The following is a 19,690-nucleotide window of genomic DNA, read 5'->3' as shown; positions in this document are numbered from 1 at the left end:
GCACGGTTTAGCTTCTTAGCTTCTTAGCTTCTTAGCTTCTTAGCTTCTTAGCTTCTTAGCTTAGACGTCTGTTTTTTCCTTGAACTCACACAAATCCTCAATGATACAGCTGCCACAACGTGGTTTACGCGCGACACAGGTATAACGTCCATGAAGAATGAGCCAATGGTGGACATCCAGTTTGAATTCTTTGGGAATGACTTTGAGCAGCTTAGCTTCAACATCGTCGACCGTTTTGCCCATCGCTAATTTAGTGCGGTTTGATACGCGGTAGATGTGGGTATCAACGGCAATGGTTGGCCAACCGAAAGCAGTATTCAATACCACGTTGGCTGTTTTACGGCCAACACCAGGAAGGGCTTCTAATGCAGCGCGATCTTCCGGTACTTCACCATTATGTAGGTCAAGCAGCATGCGACACGTTTTAATGGTGTTTTCTGCTTTCGAATTAAAGAGGCCGATTGTCTTGATGTACTCTTTTAAGCCATCGACACCTAGGTCGAAAATAGCTTGTGGAGTATTAGCCACTGGGTAAAGCTTATCAGTGGCTTTGTTGACGCTGACATCAGTTGCCTGCGCAGATAAGAGCACGGCGATCAGCAACTCGAAAGGGCTGTTCCAGTTAAGCTCGGTTTCTGGCTTTGGATTGTTTTCTCTTAAACGCTCAAGTATTTCTACTCGTTTTACATTGTTCATAGCGACATTACTTTCAAATAGTTAGGGCTTGAGCTCCGGAGTTGGTATTCAATAAACTCTAAATGCTCAGGCTTTATCATCGGTTACGCGCTCTTATGAGCGTCATTATTATGTGTACTTGGTCAATCTAATTATCTGCTGAGCGGTTGAGCTACTCAGCAGGGTTTAAGCTACTGTAACTTATTAAGCATTGGTAACGCGAGCGCGTTCAATGGCTGGTTTTTCTTGTTTTGGCTGTCTAGATTTTACTTGGTTGTCGATGATGTTTTTCAAAGCAATCAAGAAACCAACACCAATAAAGGCACCTGGTGGAAGCAGGGCTAGCAAGAAGCTGTTATCAAATTGGAATATCTGGATTCGTAACACTGAAGCCCAGTCGCCAAGAAGTAGGTCTGCACCATCAAAAAGGGTTCCGTTACCAATAACCTCACGCATCGCACCCAATACAACCAGTACCGATGTCATGCCAAGACCCATCCAAAAACCATCTTGAGCAGCAGGTAAAACTGCATTTTTTGAAGCAAAGGCTTCCGCTCGGCCAATGATGATACAGTTGGTTACAATCAGTGGTATGAAGATACCCAAAGATAGGTAAAGGCCATACGCGTAAGCATTCATCAGAAGTTGAACACAGGTTACCAGTGAAGCAATGATCATCACGAATACTGGGATTCGAATTTCTTTTGGTACATGGTGACGAACCAAAGATACACAGACGTTCGAACCGACTAATACAAGCAATGTAGCAATGCCTAACCCAAGCGCGTTGGTCACCGTTGACGACACAGCCAGTAATGGACACAGCCCAAGAAGTTGCACTAGGGCAGGGTTGTTGGCCCACATGCCATTTTTAATTAGTGTTTTATGGTCACTCATTATTCACCGCCACAATTTAGAGGTTGAGCAAGCAATGCTTGGTTGTTTTGGTTAACGTACTGAACCGCTTGTTTCACTGATTTTACGACGGCTCTCGGTGTAATGGTTGCGCCGGTAAATTGGTCAAAATCGCCACCATCTTTACGAACTTTCCAACGCTCAAGGTTAGAGTCAGTTACTTGTTTACCCGAAAATGAGAGTATCCAATCAGTCACTCGTAAATCAATTTTATCACCCAGACCTGGAGTTTCTTGGTGTGAAAGAACGCGAGTACCTAAAATAGTACCGTCGATTTTCATTCCAACAATGACCTTAATCGCCCCGTTGTAGCCATCGGGTGCAATCGCTTCGATCGCAATCGCACTTGGCTCACCATTGAGTTTAGCAATGTAAGCAGGCATCGCTTGTTGCGTCCCCAACTCTTCTGCTTGAACCAGAGTGCAGGCTGAAAATAGTTCATTATCATGCAGGTCGTGCGGAATCACCTGGTTAAGCACAGATAATAGTTGAGCCTGTTCTTGTTGCTTAATCTGATCTTTGGTGAGGTAGTGAGTTACCGCCACTAATCCTGTCGAAGCACAAGCAAAAACCGCGAGTACAAGGCCATTTTTTTTAATTGCATTTAGCATGGTATCCGCTCCTTAGTGGCCGTATGTACGAGGTTTGGTGTAGTAGTCAATTAGTGGAACACACATGTTAGCTAACAATACAGCAAACGCCACACCATCAGGGAAGCCACCCCAACTGCGAATAATAAAGACTAACCCGCCAATCAGAGCACCAAATACCAAGCGACCTTTTACTGTCGTCGAGGCTGAAACCGGATCAGTTGCTATGAAGAAAGCACCAAGCATGGTTGCGCCAGACAATAGATGAATGGTTGGAGAAGCGGTTTCACCCGGAGTTAGGATCAAGAAGACCAAACTAAACAACGTAAGGCTGCCGATAAAAGCGACCGGAATATACCATTGAATCACACGTTGTTTAATGAGCACTAAGCCACCTATTAAATAAGCAAGGTTAACCCATTCCCAACCTACGCCAGCTAACCAGCTGAATTGTGGTTGAGACAGAGCTTCAGAAGCTGTGTTACCCGCCGTTAAAGCGGTTTTGAATGCATCGAGCGGCGTTGCCATCGTGGTGCCATCAATACCAAGGCGCGCTTGTTGCAGTGACAAACCTTCATTATTGAAACCGGTAAAGATCATCAAAAATGAGTCAACAAAGCTTGTTGTTTCAGCGGTTAAGCTAGTCGGCGCATTCCAACTCGTCATTTGAACTGGGAATGAGATCAGCAAAACAACGTAAGCCACCATCGCGGGATTAAACGGATTTTGCCCAAGACCACCGTAGAGGTGTTTCGCAATAACAATCGCGAAAAACATACCTATGACTAGAATCCACCATGGAGAGTGTGGGGGAATCGCGACGCTCAGCAGCCAAGCGGTAACAACCGCACTGTAATCACGCAATGCCATCACTGGCGGACGTTTTCTTAGCAACATTACAGCGGTTTCAAAGGTAACAGCAAGTGCAATAGCAAATACTAATTGGATGAGCGTACCCCATCCAAAGAAGTAGGTTTGAGCTAGTAGACCTGGCAACGCACAAATAGCGACCCATTTCATGAGATCAGGGGTGCTTCTACGATTGTGCGCGTGCGGTGAGCTGGCGATAAAGAAGGCCACTACTCTTTCTCCTCATTATTCTTTTTGTCTTGCTCTTGCTGCGCCTTTCTTGCTTTAGCACGAGCTATTGCGGCAGCAACTGCTGCTTTTTTAGGATCGATTGGTTCTGACTGAATATCAGCTTCCACTTCAATTTCAATTTCAATTTCAATTTCAATTACAGGTTCAGTAGTCGTTGCTTCTGTTTCGATCTGCTTAGCTTGTTGTGCTTTCTTCGCTTTAGCGCGAGCTATTGCGGCAGCAACTGCTGCTTTTTTAGGATCGATTGGTTCTGACTGAATATCAGCTTCAATTTCAATTTCAATTACAGGTTCAGTAGTCGTTGCTTCTGTTTCGATCTGCTTAGCTTGTTGTGCTTTCTTCGCTTTAGCGCGAGCTATTGCAGCAGCAACCGCATCTTTCTTAGCGTCACCTGATTTTTCAACTGGAGCTTCAGAAGCAGACTCTGTTTGTTGTGCTTTCTTGGCTTTAGCGCGAGCTATTGCAGCGGCAACGGCAACTTTTTTAGGATCGACAGATTCTTCTGGAGCCTCGGGCTCAGGAGTTTCAGTTGTCTCTTCCTGTTTAGCTTGTTGTGCTTTCTTCGCTTTAGCGCGAGCTATTGCAGCGGCAACGGCAGCTTTTTTAGGATCGACAGATTCTTCTGGAGCCTCGGGCTCAGGAGTTTCAGTTGTCTCTTCCTGTTTAGCTTGCTGTGCTTTCTTCGCTTTAGCTCGAGCAATCGCTGCAGCGACAGCATCTTTCTTAGCATCGCCACTACTTTCACTTGGAGCGTCAGAAGCTGATTCAGCTTGTTGCGCTTTCTTGGCTTTGGCGCGAGCTATTGCAGCAGCAACCGCATCTTTCTTAGCGTCACCTGATTTTTCAACCGGAGCTTCAGAAGCAGACTCTGTTTGTTGTGCTTTCTTCGCTTTAGCGCGAGCTATTGCAGCAGCGACAGCATCTTTCTTAGCATCGCCAGAGCTTTCAGCTGGAGCTTCAGAAGTAGATTCCGTTTTTTGAGTTTTCTTCGCTTTAGCGCGAGCTATTGCAGCAGCGACAGCATCTTTCTTACCGTCACCAGAGCTTTCTGTTGGATTATCCGTTGCAGCTTGCTGTGCTTTACGTTCTCGTGCTTGACGTTTACGCTCTTCACGTAGCTTAGACATTTCAGAGTTATCTGGTTCTGCGTCATTTGCTTTCTGGGCCGCAGCTTGTTTTGCTTTTGCTCTAGCAATAGCCGCTGCAACCGCAGGTTTTACAGCCGGTTCCGCATTAGGAGCTTGGTCTGCCGCGGCTTTTTGCGCTTTAACGCGAGCAATCGCAGCTGCAATCGCATCATCACCATCCGTAGACTTCATGTCTTTACGACGGTTGTCAGCGGCTTTCTTGAAGCGGTTTTCACGCTCTGCTTTGTCACGCTCCATGCGAGCGTTTTTTTCTTCGAAACGAATCTTGGCGCGTTCTGCAGCTGTTGCTTCGTCTTTTCTTGTTTTGATTTCTGCTTTCGCTTGGCGATAGTACTGAACAAGAGGAATTTCACTTGGGCAGACAAAGGCACAAGCACCACATTCAATGCAGTCTTTAATATTTAGTTCTTCACACTTATCCAACTCGTTGGCTTTCGCATGCCATTGCAGTTGTTGAGGGAGCAATGACGCAGGACATGCTTCGGCACAAGCACTGCATCGAATACATTCCATTTCATAAGTGCTTGGCGAAATTTCACGGCGTGTCGGCGCTAAAATACAGTTGGACGTTTTGGTAATTGGCACATTAGCATGTGGTAAAGTGAAGCCCATCATAGGGCCGCCCAAAATCAATCGCGGCAGCTTTTTATCCGCTTTGTAGCCAAACTCTTCCAGTAACTCGTGTACTGGTGTACCTAATAGTGCCCATACGTTGCGAGGTTGCTTAAAGGTCTTCCCTGTTAAAGTCACAACACGGTTGATAACGGGCTCGCCGTCAACCACTGCTCTTTTAATAGAGTAGAGAGAACCGACGTTTTGAACCAAAACACCAATATCTGCAGGTATACCACCAGCTGGAACCTCTTTATTGGTGAGGATCTTGATGAGCTGTTTCTCACCACCCGAAGGGTATTTAGTTGGGATAACTCGAATGACGATGTCTTTGTTTTTCGCTGCAACCTCAAGTGCTTTTATTGCATCAGGTTTGTTGTCTTCAATACCGATAACGGTCAGCTTTGGTCGAAGGATATGTTCAACCACTTCAATGCCTTTTAAAACTTCGTTGGCATGCTCTTGAAGCAACTTGTCATCTGAGGTGATGTAAGGTTCACACTCAGCAGCGTTGACGATCAAAATGTCGGTACGACCTAAACCTGATTGAAGCTTCTTAGCCGTAGGGAAGCCCGCGCCGCCCATGCCTGAAATACCGGCTTGGCGAATCACATCCAGCAGTTCGTCAGAGGTTTTTTTAGAAAAGTCTTCAACTGGATTTTTTTCAATCCAAGTGTCTAAGCCATCAGGTTTAATAACCACGCACATTTCGCTCAGACCTGAAGGGTGAGCGGTGGTTCTTGGTTCAATAGCGGTAATCACACCCGAAGTTGGTGCATGTACTGGCAAAGTAAAACCCGTATCTAAGGCCGTCAGTTGTTGACCTTTTAGTACGGTGTCACCAACAGCAACCAATAGGTTACCGGGCTTACCGATGTGCTGTTTCACTGGAAGAACGATTTCTTCAGGAAGCCTTGCATGGGTGATATCGGTAGTATTTGACTGTTTTTTGTTTTCAGCAGGATGCACGCCGCCCGGGAAATCCCAAATAGAGCCCGTGCGAATTTGTTCAATTAAAGAGATCATACCAACTAACCCTATGCTTTCGGCTCTGATGCAGTCGCATCAGTGGCTTGGTTAGTGATATCAGTAACAGGAATGATGTTCATCTGCCATTTCCAATTTTCAGTCGTTGTTGCCACTGGAATCATTTCGATACAGTCAGTAGGGCACGGTGCGACACATAGATCACAACCTGTACATTCATCTTTAATTACTGTGTGTAGTGCCTTGGTACCACCAACAATGGCGTCAACAGGGCAGGCTTGAATACACTTAGTACAGCCGATACACATATCTTCATGAATGAAGGCAACGGTTTTTACTTTGTTATCTAAATCATGAGCGGAGTCTTCAACTTCTACGCCCATTAAGTCTGCTAGCTTCTCAATAGTTGCTTGGCCGCCCGGAGGACATTTGTTGATCTTGTCTCCGTTAGCGATCGCCTCTGCGTATGGGCGACAACCTGGGTAGCCACATTGACCACATTGAGTTTGCGGTAAGATGGTGTCGATTTGATCGACGATAGGATCGGCTTCAACTTTAAAGCGGATAGAAGCAAAGCCCAAAATAGCGCCAAAAACAGCGGCTAAAACGGCTAGCGCAATGATCGCAATTAAAATGGTACTCATGCTTATTTCACCAACCCAGTAAAGCCCATAAATGCCAGAGACATTAAGCCTGCTGTGATCATCGCAATCGATGCGCCTTTGAAGGGCATTGGAACATCAGCAACCGCAATACGTTCACGCATCGCAGCAAATAGGATCAATACAAGAGAGAAACCCACCGCAGCGCCAAAACCATAGATGATCGACTGAATGAAGTTGTGGTTTTCATTGATGTTCAAAAGTGCCACACCTAATACCGCACAGTTGGTGGTGATAAGAGGCAGGAAGATACCCAATAGGCGATAAAGAGTCGGGCTGGTTTTGTGAACGACCATTTCCGTAAATTGAACGACCACCGCGATAACCAAAATGAAGCTCATGGTACGCAGGTATTCAATACCCAGAGGGGTAAGGATGTAGGTTTCTACTAGGTATGCAGATACCGACGCTAACGTCAGAACGAAAGTCGTCGCGAGGCCCATGCCAATCGCAGTCTCCAGTTTCTTGGAGACTCCCATGAAAGGACATAGCCCTAAAAACTTCACTAGCACAAAGTTATTGACCAGCACTGTGCCAACCAACAACAAAAGGTATTCGGTCATAATGGATTAATTCTTGAGATTCCGATCCCGATATTATCCTGCTTTGCTCGCCTAATAACAACCAAGGATCACTAGGGATTTAGATGCTTGGTGAAAAAATAACCAGGTAATCGTTTAATTAAGATGGGTCAGGTTAAGTATAGGTGGGTATTTGATCGTAATAAAAAATAAGATTAACTCAATGATAACTCATCTAATCAATCCTATTTTTTGTAAACAGTATTGAGGGGCAAAATTACGTAGTCTTCAAAAGTTTGAGTTTTCTCAATTAATATTTCGGACAGAGGCTCTACGCACCAAAATTGGCATAAATAATTTGTGCTCCGGATGCTCTTTAGGTTCGTCACTTGCGAGTTGAAGAGAGAGCTTAACTGCTTGGTTTGCCATAACTTGGATTGGATAGCGAATAGTGGTTAATCGAGGATAGATGAAACGTGCAATGTGGCCGTCGTCAAACCCAATAACTGACATATCTTCTGGAATATGAACCCCATTTTCTTGTAATAGTGCCAAACAGCCTGCCGCCATATAGTCGTTATACGTTGCAATGGCAGTTATATCAGTGTTTTTTGCCATCAAGTTAACCATGGCTTGCTCGCCGCCGAGCTCATCAGGTTCTCCATACTCGATGTATTCATCGTTCGATTCAATGCCGTATTCTTTGAGCGCGTCTAAGTAGCCACCTAAACGGTCATGAGCATCTTCAATATTGTGACTCGAGCAAATGTAGCCGATGTGTTTGTGGCCATTTTTAATCAAGTGTTCGGTTGCAATGTAAGAGCCTCGGCGATTATCGAGTGCAATACAGCGGTTTTCGATATCGGGCACAATACGATTGATCAACACCATTCCGGGTACTTCGTTTGCCAGTTTTACTAATTCTTCATCATTAATGCCTTTACTATGAACAACGAGTGATTCGCAGCGGCTGTTAATCAGTAGATTAATGGCATTACGCTCTTTGGTGGCGTCATGATAGCCACTGCCAATCAATAACTGTTTTTCTTGCTCGCTTGCCACGGTATCAATGGCTTTGATCATCGAGCCAAAGAACGGAGCAGAGACATCATTAACTAGTACACCAATCGCATTTGAAGATTTGCTGACTAATGCTCGGGCGTTGGCATTTGGGCGATAGCCGAGTTTTTCCATAGCGGCTTTTACTGCTGCAATCGCGGTTTCACTTGTGTGAGGTGCATTGTTGATTACTCGAGAGGTGGTCGCGATTGATACGCCTGCTTCCTTCGCAACATCTTTGATGGTAGCCATTCCGCTCTCTTATTCTAAATATAATGCTGTGTGCTGATGGTTGGACATTTAACAACGGATAGTTAGGCAATTCAAATGCTAAACATCAAATATGACGAGGTTTAATGGTTTATTTCTGATTGACTTATTCGTTTGAAAATAAAAAGCCAAGCTCTAGTCAAGAGCTCGGCTTTGGAATCACATTGGCGTGTGAATCAAGCTAGTCAGAGCATCGCAAAACCAAGCGGCTTAAGGTCGAGCCGTTGGCTTTAATTTTACTTATGATGTGCTTGTTAGCGTAACCTGATAACGATATTGATTGTCGGTGAGTTGAAACTCTTGGTGAACACTTGGGCTCCAAGAATCATCACCACCAACGCCCATATGTTGGTGATCAACGCGTACATAGATTTTATCTTCACGAGTCAGGTTATTGATATGCTTAGCATCCGTTAATTGTTGCTGGCTGTACTGACTCACACTGAATGAAAAATCGCCTTCGATCCCGATACTTCCCACATTCAAGTTTTTGGTTCCACAACGTAACCCGCTATCGGTTGGGAATATATACGGCGTGTGCATCTGATCCAGTGTTTGTTTGTGTAAACCGAATCGCGCAGCGGCTAAGCGGTCAGGGTAGTTTTCAAACGGCCCTAAACCTTGCCATGAAATCGGTGTTTTATTCGCGGTTTCGATTGGTAAAGGCAGCTCCATTTCAAGACCAATACGCGGCATCGGTGGTAAGTGATCGGCTAAGGTGACATCAACCGCGATATTCATTTCACCTAGGTTATTTAAGGTGTATTGCCATTTTGTAATCGCTTGGATTTGGCCATTAAATTGGTAGGCGAATACTGACGCCACTTGTACTGAATCTGCGAGTGCTTGCACGATACAACTTGTACACTGACGTTCCCATTGACCAATACCTGCAAGTTCCCATCGACAAGCCCATGCGTTCGGGTCGATGTTGTCTATTTCACTGATGCCAATGTCGTTATCTAGTGGCGCACGATAGAAATTATCTTCTGGTGCTTTGAGTACCTGAGGTTGTCCATCGACAATCCAATTCGTAAGTAATCCGCTTTGTGTATCCCATTGCCATTGATGTGTTTCATCTAGGCTAGACACCATCACGTGAGTGTCGTTTTGTTTTACTTGAGGTGCGAGGGCGTTCTTCGGCTCAGGAATTTGTAATCCAGCTTGGTTACGCAAGGCAAACTGTTCCGTTGCACAAACATGGCCTTCTTTCGCCCATTGGGTTGAATGAGTCAGAGTGATATCTGTGTCGAGATGATATTGAGCCTCTGTTTTTGGTACGAACATCAGATCTATTTCAAGAGCTTGCGAGCTGTCTGCCGCAATTGCTAAAATTTGTTTGCCCGATTGAATCGCGATGCCGTTTTCGAGCAATTGCCAGTTCAGTGTTTCATTATCAGTCGCACGGAATAGGTTTTCATTGGTCACCGTTAGGCGGACTTGGTTTTCAGTTTGATCATCCAATGTCACGCTGATCATTCTTTGGCAGTACTTCGCTTCTTCCAAGGTTGGATGTATGCTGCGATCTGGGAAGATCAAACCATTGATGCAGAATTGACGGTCGTTGATCGTGTCACCGAAGTCGCCACCGTATGCCCAGAAGTGTTCACCGTTTTCATCCCATTGGCTTAGGCCTTGGTCAACCCAATCCCAGATGAAGCCGCCTTGCAGGCGAGGGTAGTCTCTGAATGCATCCCAGTAATCGTTAAAGCTACCTAAGCTGTTACCCATTGCGTGCGCGTATTCGCAAAGGATCAGCGGGCGTTGCTCATTAGGTAAAGAAACCCATTTTTTGATAGACCACTTCGGAACCGCATCGTCTTCGATAGTGCTGTTAACACGTGCGTACATTGGAGCAATGATGTCAGTTGCTGTGGTGTTCGAACCGCCGCCTTCGTACTGTATAGGGCGAGAAGGGTCGTACTGTTTCGACCAAGCATACATCGCATTGTGGCTGCTGCCGTGCCCTGACTCGTTGCCCAAAGACCAAATGATAATTGAAGCGTGGTTTTTATCACGCATCACCATTTGTGTGTATCGACTCATATAAGCGTGTGCCCATTGCGGGTCGGCAGACAAGCGGTTCATAGGCTGCATGCCGTGTGTCTCGATGTTTGCTTCATCACACACATATAAACCGTATTCATCACACAGTTCATACCATCTAGGGTGGTTAGGATAGTGAGCTGTGCGTACAGCGTTGAAGTTGTACTGCTTCATTAGACAGATATCACGGATCATATCTTCTTCCGTCATCACATGCCCCAACTCTGGGTGATGCTCATGACGGTTTACGCCGCGAATCAATAGCGGTTTGCCGTTTAGCTTTAGCTGACCGTCGGTCATTTCTATTTTTCGGAAACCAACTTGATAAGCTTCACTTTCTAGGTGTTTACCTTGTTCATCAAGCAATGAAACGACAATTCGATAGAGATTAGGAACTTCTGCGCTCCACTTCTTTGGCTCTCGGACATGAAGAGTTTGGAATACCACATCATTGTATGTCCCACGCTCATCAATGCGGCGATTGTGTGGGCGATCGATAATCGGTTCGGTCACCGCGTGGTTGCCTTCAAACAATTGAACCTGAACTTGGAAGATGTCTGGTGCAGTAATTTTTGTCACGATAGATAGCGAACCATCGCGGTAGCACGAGTCTAAGTCTGGTGTAACGAACACATCTTCAATGCACTGCTTTGGTTTTGCTAGCAAGGTTACATCACGGAAAATACCGCTTAGCCACCACATATCTTGGTCTTCAAGATAACTACCATCACACCAACGCATCACCATTACTGAAAGTGTGTTTTCGCCAACTGTTAGGTACTGAGTTAGGTCAAACTCGGCAGGCAAGCGGCTATCTTGGCTGTAGCCAACCCAGTCACCGTTACACCAAAGATGAAAAGCAGAATTTACACCATCAAAGATAATACGTTGTGTGTTCTCTAAATCTTGTTCCGTTAATGTAACTTGAGTACGGTAACAACCGGTTGGGTTGTCTGCTGGAACGAACGGTGGATTGACTTCAAATGGGTATTTTACGTTAGCGTAAATCGGCTTATCGTAGCCTTGAAGTTGCCAGTTAGCAGGAACAGTTATTTCGTCCCATTGTGAGTCATCAAAACTTGTTTCGATGAACTCACCGTTAACGTTTTCCGGTGTGTCAAAGTATTTGAACTTCCATTGTCCATTAAGAGATTTACGTCGTGATTCAATGCCGTCTCGGGCGTGTTCGAGATTGCGGTAGCTTGATAATGGGCTGTGCGCATTTAGGCAGTGGATATTCACAGACTGCGGGTTTTCCCAATCGCGTCTTTGGATGATGTTTGAAAATGCCTTCATGGTATTCCTACTCTTAAAGTGTTCAATATTGGTAATAATTCTATTAAGTCATCAGTTTTTTAAACCGTGATGACCGTTATCAAATAGTTGGTTCTACGTATTGTTCTGTTGGCTTATTCAGCTAGCTGTTTTAATAAATAACCTTTTGCTTCGGGCATGCCCTGTTCGGCCGCTTGATTAGCAATAAATGCGGCTTGTTTGATGTCATTGTTGTTTAGGGCTTGGTCGATGTCCTTTTGGATATTCAGCCATTGCGCCTTTTGATTGGTTTCAACTGCCTGAGTTGATGGTTGAGAAACTTGCTTTGAACCTAAGGTATCGGGCTCATTGTTGGATGAAACGCCAAGCTCAGCCAATAGAGTCAAAACGGCGTTGTTTGTTGATTTGCTCGCCGTGACATCAATGACACCTACGCTGCTCAACGTGGCAGTCAGAGGCAGTTGCTTATTGCCTATGATTTGCTGAGATTCTGAATACAATTCTTCCGGGTGAATACGGCTGATAGTGCTGTCTAATTTTGTGCTATCGGTACTGACAACAACATATTGTGCATTGTCTCGTTGGGGCATAAGTGAAATGGATACCTCAATTCTTTCTAGGCCTTGCATAGAGGTAGGGTGGTAAGTGAAGTCGTTAGCGTTGTAATGACCTAGCAGTTGCCATTGTTTGTCAAAGACATAAACAGACGGAGCGAAAAGCGCGTCATCTTTAATGTATGAGCGAATTAATAAAGACAGCGATTCTGTCGTGTTACTGATTTGATACGCGATAGTTGGAAAGCGCTGCCTACTTGCCTGTGTATTTTGGTTTAACAATGAAGAGGAGAGGGTCGGTAAATGACCATCCATAATCACTTGTTGGTGAAATGGAATAGGCAATTGAGTCGTTGGCAGCGCATTTAATTGAGAACAGCATGCACTGTTATTGAAATCAGTATTGAGTTCATTTTCTGGTATTCCGCTGCATGCGCTAACGGTGAGTGCAGCGACAATGGTCACCAATGATTTTAATTTCATCTGATTGCTACCTTAGTAAAGGGGGAAAACAGCGGCTTTCCCCGTTAAATTGCTATTCCAGTGTAGAGCGTCAATTCGTTAATTGAATAGACGCTCGGAGGTTGTGGTTTACCACCAAGTTTCTACGTTGAAACCAAAGGTAATCTCATCGACGGTCTCTGCGTTTATGCTCGTCGCCGTGCCATACACTTCGTTACCACGATCCCACTCGTTATTTGATTCAGAGTAAGTTGCAAAGATACGGATTGATGGGCGAGCCCATACCCCTTTGCCAGCTTGGAACATTTGAGCCACGGTCACTTTATACATATCGTTGGTGCCGGCTCCGTTTTGAGCTTCTACCGTTTCGTAACCCACCTCTAATGCTGTCGACATGTAATCTGTCCAAGCATATTGAGGGCGCGCACCCACACTGAACCACTTCTCACCATCGTTGTTATCTAGGTTTTTGTCTTGATAAGCGATGGAGTACATCACTTGAACATCTTCACTGATATTCAAGTCACCGTGGTTAAACAGTCGCCAGCTAGAGCCATCGTGTTCAACGCCCGTGCTGTATTTTCTGTTTGAGCCACCTTCAGCACTCATTAATCCGCCTGCCAACGCATCGGTACCATATTGGAAGGCCAAGGTGTTTGAACCGTAGTTCCAAGCTTGACGGTAAAGTGCAGAGAGCATTGCGCCAGAAGTAGTAATGTCTTTATCGTCGTAGCTCGAGTTCTGCGTGGTTACGTAGTTCAAACCAAGAGTAAGATCTGCTGTGTCACTCAATTCAATGCCGCTCAAGCGAGCATCAATGTTATGAAGACTACGCCCATCGTCACTGGAATTTGGTGCCATCCAGGCTAAGTGAGCATCAGCAAAGCCGAGATCCCAATCTTCAATACCAACACCGGTACTAGATGTATCCCAGTACTTCACATCTATCATGTGGACTTCGTGGCGACGGTAAAAACGTTCACCTGCCCAAATTTTTGCGTTGGGTTGTCCGTCTATAAGCCCATGACCTGCCGACCAAAGTTGGATCGTGCTGACATCCCCCCAGCTATCTCCACTACCCAGGTAGATAGTGGTATCAAAATAGGCGTCATTGTCGCGCCATACATCCGCTTTAACACCGGCTTCCCACCAGTTCAATTCATTGCCTAAACGATAGTTACCGTAACCTTGGCTTGCTCGAATAACGTCGCTTCGTTCTCCTTTTCCATCGTTATGTTGGTCATTGTCGGTGTAGATGTTGCCCCATTTCGCATAACCAAAATACGTTACGTTTTCCACTGCAGCGGAGCTGATTAATGGGGTGAGGGCCAGAGTGAATCCTAATGCTTTAACTAGCATTTTTTGTTTCATGAAGTGTCTCCATTATTTTTTTATGGATATTTTTATGTTTGAGTCCTAACTCGAGCGAGAGTGTAAATAAACAATGGAAACGTTTTCATGATGAGGTTGGCATTTTTGCTCTATTGATGGGTTTGTGACTATTTTGTGTGATTTTGATCTGATTATTGAGCTTGTAGTGGAGGTTTTATAGAGATTTCTGTGGATTTTTAGTGGAATCGTTTTCTATTTAAGGGGTTGTGGAGGTTGACCGTGCGTTAGAGCTGAAGTTGTTCGTTGTGTTCGGACGTAGGTAATAGTGATGCGAGGCTAGGGCTATCAGTGTCTTGGGGATTTTTTGAGGGGAAAAGCAGCCCAGTCAATGATAACTGGGCATGTGAGACAAGGAAGCAAGTATCAAATTCAATGCTGAAGCTAGGCTACAGGCATTGAGTTCTATACCGTCAAGCTGGAATGTAAAAGTTAGGACCCAGGGAGACACTTCATAGTTGTACTCTAAAGGTTAAGAATACGAGTGTGGTGTGGCGAGTTCAAGAGGAAATGTGTCTGAGCTAATTTTCAAATTACAGCTATATCATAACCCATTGAATTTTATGGGTTTGATTGTTGTTAAACTCCTGTTTATTTTAATATTATAACGCTTTATTTAATGTGGAATACCCCTATTTTTTGGGATCTGGAGTATATGTGTTGAGGTGATTGTTGGTATAAATCTTTGAATTAGGAGGTATTATTTGAACCTATTAATCCATTAATATTTAATGGAAACGTTTTCATGATTTTGGGTTTGATCACAGAAACTCTCAGCTCAATAATTATGATACGGGGTAATTAAACGCCTTAAGGTTAAATAAAATGACGAATAAATCCCTAGTAGAAATTACGGGCAAAGACTCGCAACTGATCGTTGAACTTGGTGATTTCGCGGAAATTCTGCATTGGGGAGTTCCAGTTCGTGGCGATCTAGCAAACTTTCGTGTTTCTCTTCAAAGGCCTGTTCCTTACGGTCGCCTTGATAATGATGTTGCTATGTCGCTGAGCCCAGAACTCGGGCGCGGTGTGTTCAGCAGTCCGGCATTAGAAGGACACCGAGACGGATTGGACTGGGCGCCTGTGTTCTCTATTACGGATATTCAACAAACACCATCTAACTTAATCATTGAGAGTGAAGATGTACGTGCAGGCTTACGTTTAACAACCGAGTTATGCCTTGATAAACATGATGTTGTGAAATCTCGTCACACCTTAAGCAACGTTAAAGCCGGCCTTTATCAGGTGAGCCGTCTCGCCAATACATTACCATTACCAGCAAGAGCTAATGAGTTGATGACGTACTACGGCCGCTGGGTACATGAGTTCCAAACGGTGCGTCAACCCTTACAGCAAGGGGGCTATCAACAAGAAAATCGCCGCGGACGAACGTCTCATGAACATTATCCAGCGATGGTTGTTGGTACCGCTAACTTTAATGAAATGGCAGGTGATGTGTGGGGTATTCACTTCGCTTGGAGTGGTAATCACAGACTGCGCGCGGATGTAAAAGCAGACGGTCGTCGCTACGTGCAAGCGGAAGTTATTTATCTACCGGGCGAGATTGCATTGGATGAAGGTGAAAGCTTAACGACACCTTGGTTATATGCCAGTTTCAGCTCGGAAGGCCTAAATGGAATGAGCCACCAATTCCACTCCCACGTGAGAGGTTCCATCTTGCCGGAGTCTTTCGTACAAAAGCCTCGACCTATCCATCTTAATACATGGGAAGGCATCTATTTTGACCATGATCCTGATTATATTATGTCGATGGCTAGCCAAGCCGCGGATATGGGAGTAGAGCGCTTTATCATTGATGATGGCTGGTTCAAAGGGCGCTGTGGAGACAAGGCCGCACTAGGGGATTGGTTCTTAGATGAAAAAAAATACCCAAGTGGTTTAGAGCCGATAGTTGAACACGTTAATCAATTAGGTATGGAGTTTGGATTGTGGTTTGAACCTGAGATGATCAATAAGGATTCTGACTTATACCGAACCCACTCAGACTGGTTGCTCGCGGTGGACGGCTATGACCAACCAACTGGTCGCAATCAATATGTTATCAATCTTCAGAATCAACAAGCATTCGACTTTCTGTTTGAACGTCTTGATCATTTCTTAAGTAAGTACAACATTGCTTACATTAAGTGGGATATGAACCGAGAAGTTGTACAACCTGCGCATTTAGGCAGGGCTGCAGCTCATCAACAAACCGCTCGCTATTATGAGTTGGTCGATAAAGTCCGAGATAAGCACCCTATGGTTGATATTGAATCTTGTGCGGCTGGAGGTGGTCGTATCGATTTTGAGGTTCTTAAGCGTACGCAACGTTTTTGGGCTTCAGATAACAATGATGCATTAGAAAGGCAAACTATTCAGCGCGGGATGGGCTACTTCTTCCCTCCTGAGGTAATGGGAAGTCATATAGGTGCGAGCCACTGCCACAGCACCCGTCGTCGTCATAGTATTGAGTTTCGTGGCCTGACAGCACTGTTTGGTCATATGGGGATTGAATTAGACCCTGTAAAAGAAGTTCAAGAAGAGAAACAGGGTTTTGAGCACTACATAAAGCTACATAAGATGCTGCGTCCGTTACTGCATAGCGGGAGAACTTGGCGAGTTCCAACGGACGATAGTGCCCATCAAATCCATGCGGTCGTTTCCGAAGATGTGTCAGAAGCTGTTGTGATGATTGCACAGCTGGTAATGCCAACTAATTCGTTGAGCGGTCATTTGCGCATACCTGGGCTAGATCCACAAAGCTTATACAAAGTTTCTGTGATTGATAAACCGTTAAACTACGACGATATTGTGAATTATCAACCACCATGGACAGAAGCTGGCTGTGAGCTATCAGGTGCTTGGTGTGCTGAGGTTGGTCTAACGATGCCAATACTTGATGCAGAAACAGCGATGCTGATTAAGTTTGAACGTATCGACTAAGTTTTAGCTTCGACTTTTATATTTGACGAACCGCGTAGGTGCACTTACGCGGTTTTTTATTGCCTTCAATAAGTCATCAATAATTATCTAATAGGCTTAAAGCGACCTTACTAGCGTAAGGGGGGCTAGGTAATACACAATTTGATATGACGTAGTGTAATCGTTCTCATGCTTAATCTTGCCTTGTTAGCTGTTTTTAGCGTTTTAATTACCGGTATTTCCTAGAAAATGTTTTTTTTTATTGTTCGATCTCTCACTTTAGATAGTTGACTGAAAACGTTTCCATTTGAATGGTTGTTGATCACAGTATCTGTTCGTTGGAATGGTTACATTAGCGTCGGACTTGATACTTGAGTGTTTTAAGAAGCGACCATAGAGTGGCTCTAAAACAGAACTTGAGTGGATAAATTATTATAAATAAAAGGTAAGCGTTTCAACGTCTGTTAGGAGATGAAGTTACGCGCCTGAAGGAAATACTATGTCTGATCAAATTACTCTACAAACCAAATTATCTTATGGACTTGGGGCTTTAGGTAAAGATTTTGCCTGTGCTCCGATCTACATTTTCTTAATGTTTTACTTTACCGACGTTGCTGGGTTGTCAGCGGCATTTGTGGGTACTATTTTTTTGGCCGCGCGCATTGTCGATGCGGTCACCGACCCAATGATGGGCGTTATCGTTGATAACACGCGCTCTAGATTTGGTAAATTTCGTCCTTGGATTGTTATTGGTACCTTATTAAATGCTGTAGTGCTAGTGGGTCTTTTTAGTACGCATATGTTTGAAGGCACTACGTTATACATTTATGCAGCCGCTGCTTATATTCTGTGGGGGCTTACGTACACCATTATGGATATTCCATACTGGTCTATGATTCCTGCGTTATCTAGCTCTCGTCAAGAACGTGAAAAGCTTGTTGTGTGGCCGAGACTGTTTGCTAGCTTAGCGTGGTTTGTCACTGGTACTTATGGTTTACACATTGTTGGTAAGCTTGGTGATGGTGACCAAGGGCAAGGCTTCTTCAACGTAGCTATTTTGATTGCGGTATTGTTCGTGATGAGTGCGTTTTTGATTGCTCGTAACGTGAAAGAAAAATCTGCACCGGCGAATGCTAAACCAGCAGAACGCTTCAGTTTTAAAGATGTACTGGTTATCATTGGTAAGAATGACCAGCTAAAAGCACTTATTGGTACCGTATTGTCGTTCCAAATAGCAAACTTGCTAGTTGGTGGTTTTGCGATTTACTACTTTTCTTATGCCTTAGGCAATGCTGACCTGTTCCCAGTATATATGATGGTCGCAGGTGTCGCTGAAGTCGCTGGTGTTTTCTTGTTCCCTCGTATTGCATCAGTGTTACCACGCAAGCACTTATGGGTTATTGCTTGTGGCTTCCCAGTGCTGTCTTGTATCACGCTACTTATCATGGGCTTTATCGCACCAGGTAGCGCGATTCTAATCGGTATCGCAGGCGCTGCAATCAAGTTTGGTGTCGGTATCGCTAACGCACTGCAAACTGTAATGCTTGCCGATGTCGTGGATTACGGTGAGCACAAAACAGGTCGTCGCAGTGAGAGTGTTATCTTCTCTGTTCAAACGATGCTTGTTAAGTTTGCAGGCGCGGCTGGTGGTTTTATTGTTGGTATGGGGTTGTCGGTGGTAGGTTATGTACCAAACGTTGAACAGTCTGACAGTACAATTATGGGTTTACAGTTCATGATGGTAGGAGTCCCTGCGATTCTAATGACGGTAAGTGCTCTTGTTTATAAACGTTACTACCATCTACACGAAGGTTTTGATAAAGACCAAGCTGATAAAGAAACTCCGGTAAATGTTATTACTGCAGAAGCATAACCGCTAAACGACGTCTAATCTAGAATAAAACTCAGTTTAGTCACTAAGCTCCAACGCCTCCTAGTGAGGCGTTTTTTATGGATGTTAATTATTAATACTGAGTTCACCGAGTTCTGCTGTAACTAAAACGCAAAAAGCCGCATCGAGTGATGCGGCTTCTTAAGTTTGGCCTCTTTTCTGAGGCTCGTAAACGGGCGTGTAGCAAGGTCCGGCGATTCGGGTGTGACATTAACTTGGAACAAGTTAGTCGCAGTTATATACGAAAAGAGCCCAATCTTTCGATTGGGCTCTTTTCTGAATTTGGCTCCCCTTGCAAGACTTGAACTTGCGACATACGGATTAACAGTCCGCCGTTCTACCAACTGAACTAAAGGGGAATTACTTGTTAGCGATGCGGATTTTAATAATAGTCCGATTTTCTGTCAACAAAAAATAGCAGAAAAAAGTAAGATAAAAAACTTTACTTTCTTGAACACCTTATCGGATTTAGCTTTGCTTTAGTTATCCACCAAAATTGTGGATAAGTGTGTGTGTGAAATCTTAACAACAATAATCGGGATAAATCTGAAAATGTAAAAAATACAAATAAAGTAATGTATTTAAAGAGTTTGTATTGAAATATCGCTGTT

At 44.4% G+C, this 19,690-nt stretch carries 13 protein-coding genes and 1 tRNA gene; 2 read left to right on the top strand and 12 right to left on the bottom strand.

Going from position 1 to position 19,690, the window contains the following annotated elements:
* Window positions 1-60: 60 nt before the first annotated feature.
* The 11 genes from nth to ACFI6G_RS15095 form a co-directional block, all read right to left on the bottom strand.
* A complete protein-coding gene (gene nth, locus ACFI6G_RS15145) occupies window positions 61-696 on the bottom strand; it encodes an endonuclease III (RefSeq protein ID WP_010437137.1) in 636 nt (211 codons plus the stop codon).
* Window positions 697-879: 183 nt separating this feature from the next.
* The gene (locus ACFI6G_RS15140) at window positions 880-1,572 is read right to left on the bottom strand and encodes an electron transport complex subunit E (protein WP_010437140.1); all 693 of its coding nucleotides are present in this window, start codon (window positions 1,570-1,572) and stop codon (window positions 880-882) included.
* Window positions 1,572-2,201 (bottom strand): electron transport complex subunit RsxG, encoded by a 630-nt coding sequence (gene rsxG / locus ACFI6G_RS15135; RefSeq protein ID WP_010437142.1) that lies wholly within the window; start codon window positions 2,199-2,201, stop codon window positions 1,572-1,574. The genes ACFI6G_RS15140 and rsxG overlap by 1 nt, the downstream gene beginning before the upstream one ends.
* A gap of 12 nt (window positions 2,202-2,213) precedes the next feature.
* Window positions 2,214-3,260 (bottom strand): electron transport complex subunit RsxD, encoded by a 1,047-nt coding sequence (rsxD, locus tag ACFI6G_RS15130; RefSeq protein WP_016767677.1) that lies wholly within the window; start codon window positions 3,258-3,260, stop codon window positions 2,214-2,216.
* Window positions 3,260-6,067: an electron transport complex subunit RsxC gene (rsxC, locus tag ACFI6G_RS15125; protein ID WP_462710346.1), complete on the bottom strand. Its 2,808-nt coding sequence runs from the start codon at window positions 6,065-6,067 to the stop codon at window positions 3,260-3,262. The genes rsxD and rsxC overlap by 1 nt, the downstream gene beginning before the upstream one ends.
* Before the next feature lie 11 nt (window positions 6,068-6,078).
* On the bottom strand, window positions 6,079-6,672 hold the full coding sequence (gene rsxB / locus ACFI6G_RS15120) for an electron transport complex subunit RsxB (protein ID WP_004734040.1): 594 nt from the start codon (window positions 6,670-6,672) through the stop codon (window positions 6,079-6,081).
* Between the two features lie 2 nt (window positions 6,673-6,674).
* Window positions 6,675-7,253 carry an electron transport complex subunit RsxA gene (rsxA, locus tag ACFI6G_RS15115; protein ID WP_004734039.1) on the bottom strand — a complete coding sequence of 193 codons (579 nt, stop codon included), beginning with the start codon at window positions 7,251-7,253 and terminating at the stop codon, window positions 6,675-6,677.
* 264 nt (window positions 7,254-7,517) lie between these two features.
* Window positions 7,518-8,522, bottom strand: a complete 1,005-nt coding sequence (locus ACFI6G_RS15110; RefSeq protein WP_010437150.1) for a substrate-binding domain-containing protein — start codon at window positions 8,520-8,522, stop codon at window positions 7,518-7,520.
* 258 nt (window positions 8,523-8,780) lie between these two features.
* Entirely contained in the window at window positions 8,781-11,882 is a 3,102-nt protein-coding gene (locus ACFI6G_RS15105) for a beta-galactosidase (RefSeq protein ID WP_016792668.1), read from the bottom strand.
* A gap of 113 nt (window positions 11,883-11,995) precedes the next feature.
* A complete protein-coding gene (locus tag ACFI6G_RS15100; RefSeq protein WP_016792667.1) occupies window positions 11,996-12,898 on the bottom strand; it encodes a MalM family protein in 903 nt (300 codons plus the stop codon).
* Between the two features lie 108 nt (window positions 12,899-13,006).
* Window positions 13,007-14,248 carry a carbohydrate porin gene (locus ACFI6G_RS15095; protein ID WP_016792666.1) on the bottom strand — a complete coding sequence of 414 codons (1,242 nt, stop codon included), beginning with the start codon at window positions 14,246-14,248 and terminating at the stop codon, window positions 13,007-13,009.
* 843 nt (window positions 14,249-15,091) lie between these two features.
* Here ACFI6G_RS15095 and ACFI6G_RS15090 point away from each other — a divergent pair.
* Both ACFI6G_RS15090 and melB read left to right on the top strand, forming a co-directional pair.
* On the top strand, window positions 15,092-17,209 hold the full coding sequence (locus ACFI6G_RS15090; protein ID WP_462710345.1) for an alpha-galactosidase: 2,118 nt from the start codon (window positions 15,092-15,094) through the stop codon (window positions 17,207-17,209).
* A 478-nt stretch (window positions 17,210-17,687) separates the two neighbouring features.
* Window positions 17,688-19,061 (top strand): melibiose:sodium transporter MelB, encoded by a 1,374-nt coding sequence (melB, locus tag ACFI6G_RS15085; RefSeq protein WP_010437169.1) that lies wholly within the window; start codon window positions 17,688-17,690, stop codon window positions 19,059-19,061.
* A 301-nt stretch (window positions 19,062-19,362) separates the two neighbouring features.
* On the opposite strand, the gene ACFI6G_RS15080 is transcribed toward melB, so the two are convergent.
* Window positions 19,363-19,438 (bottom strand) — tRNA-Asn (locus ACFI6G_RS15080).
* Between the last annotated feature and the right edge of the window lie 252 nt (window positions 19,439-19,690).

It is taken from the genome of Vibrio sp. PSi01, assembly GCF_054960695.1.
The sequence above is the reverse complement of the archived record's forward strand: the minus strand, read 5'-3'. Positions and strand labels throughout refer to the sequence as shown.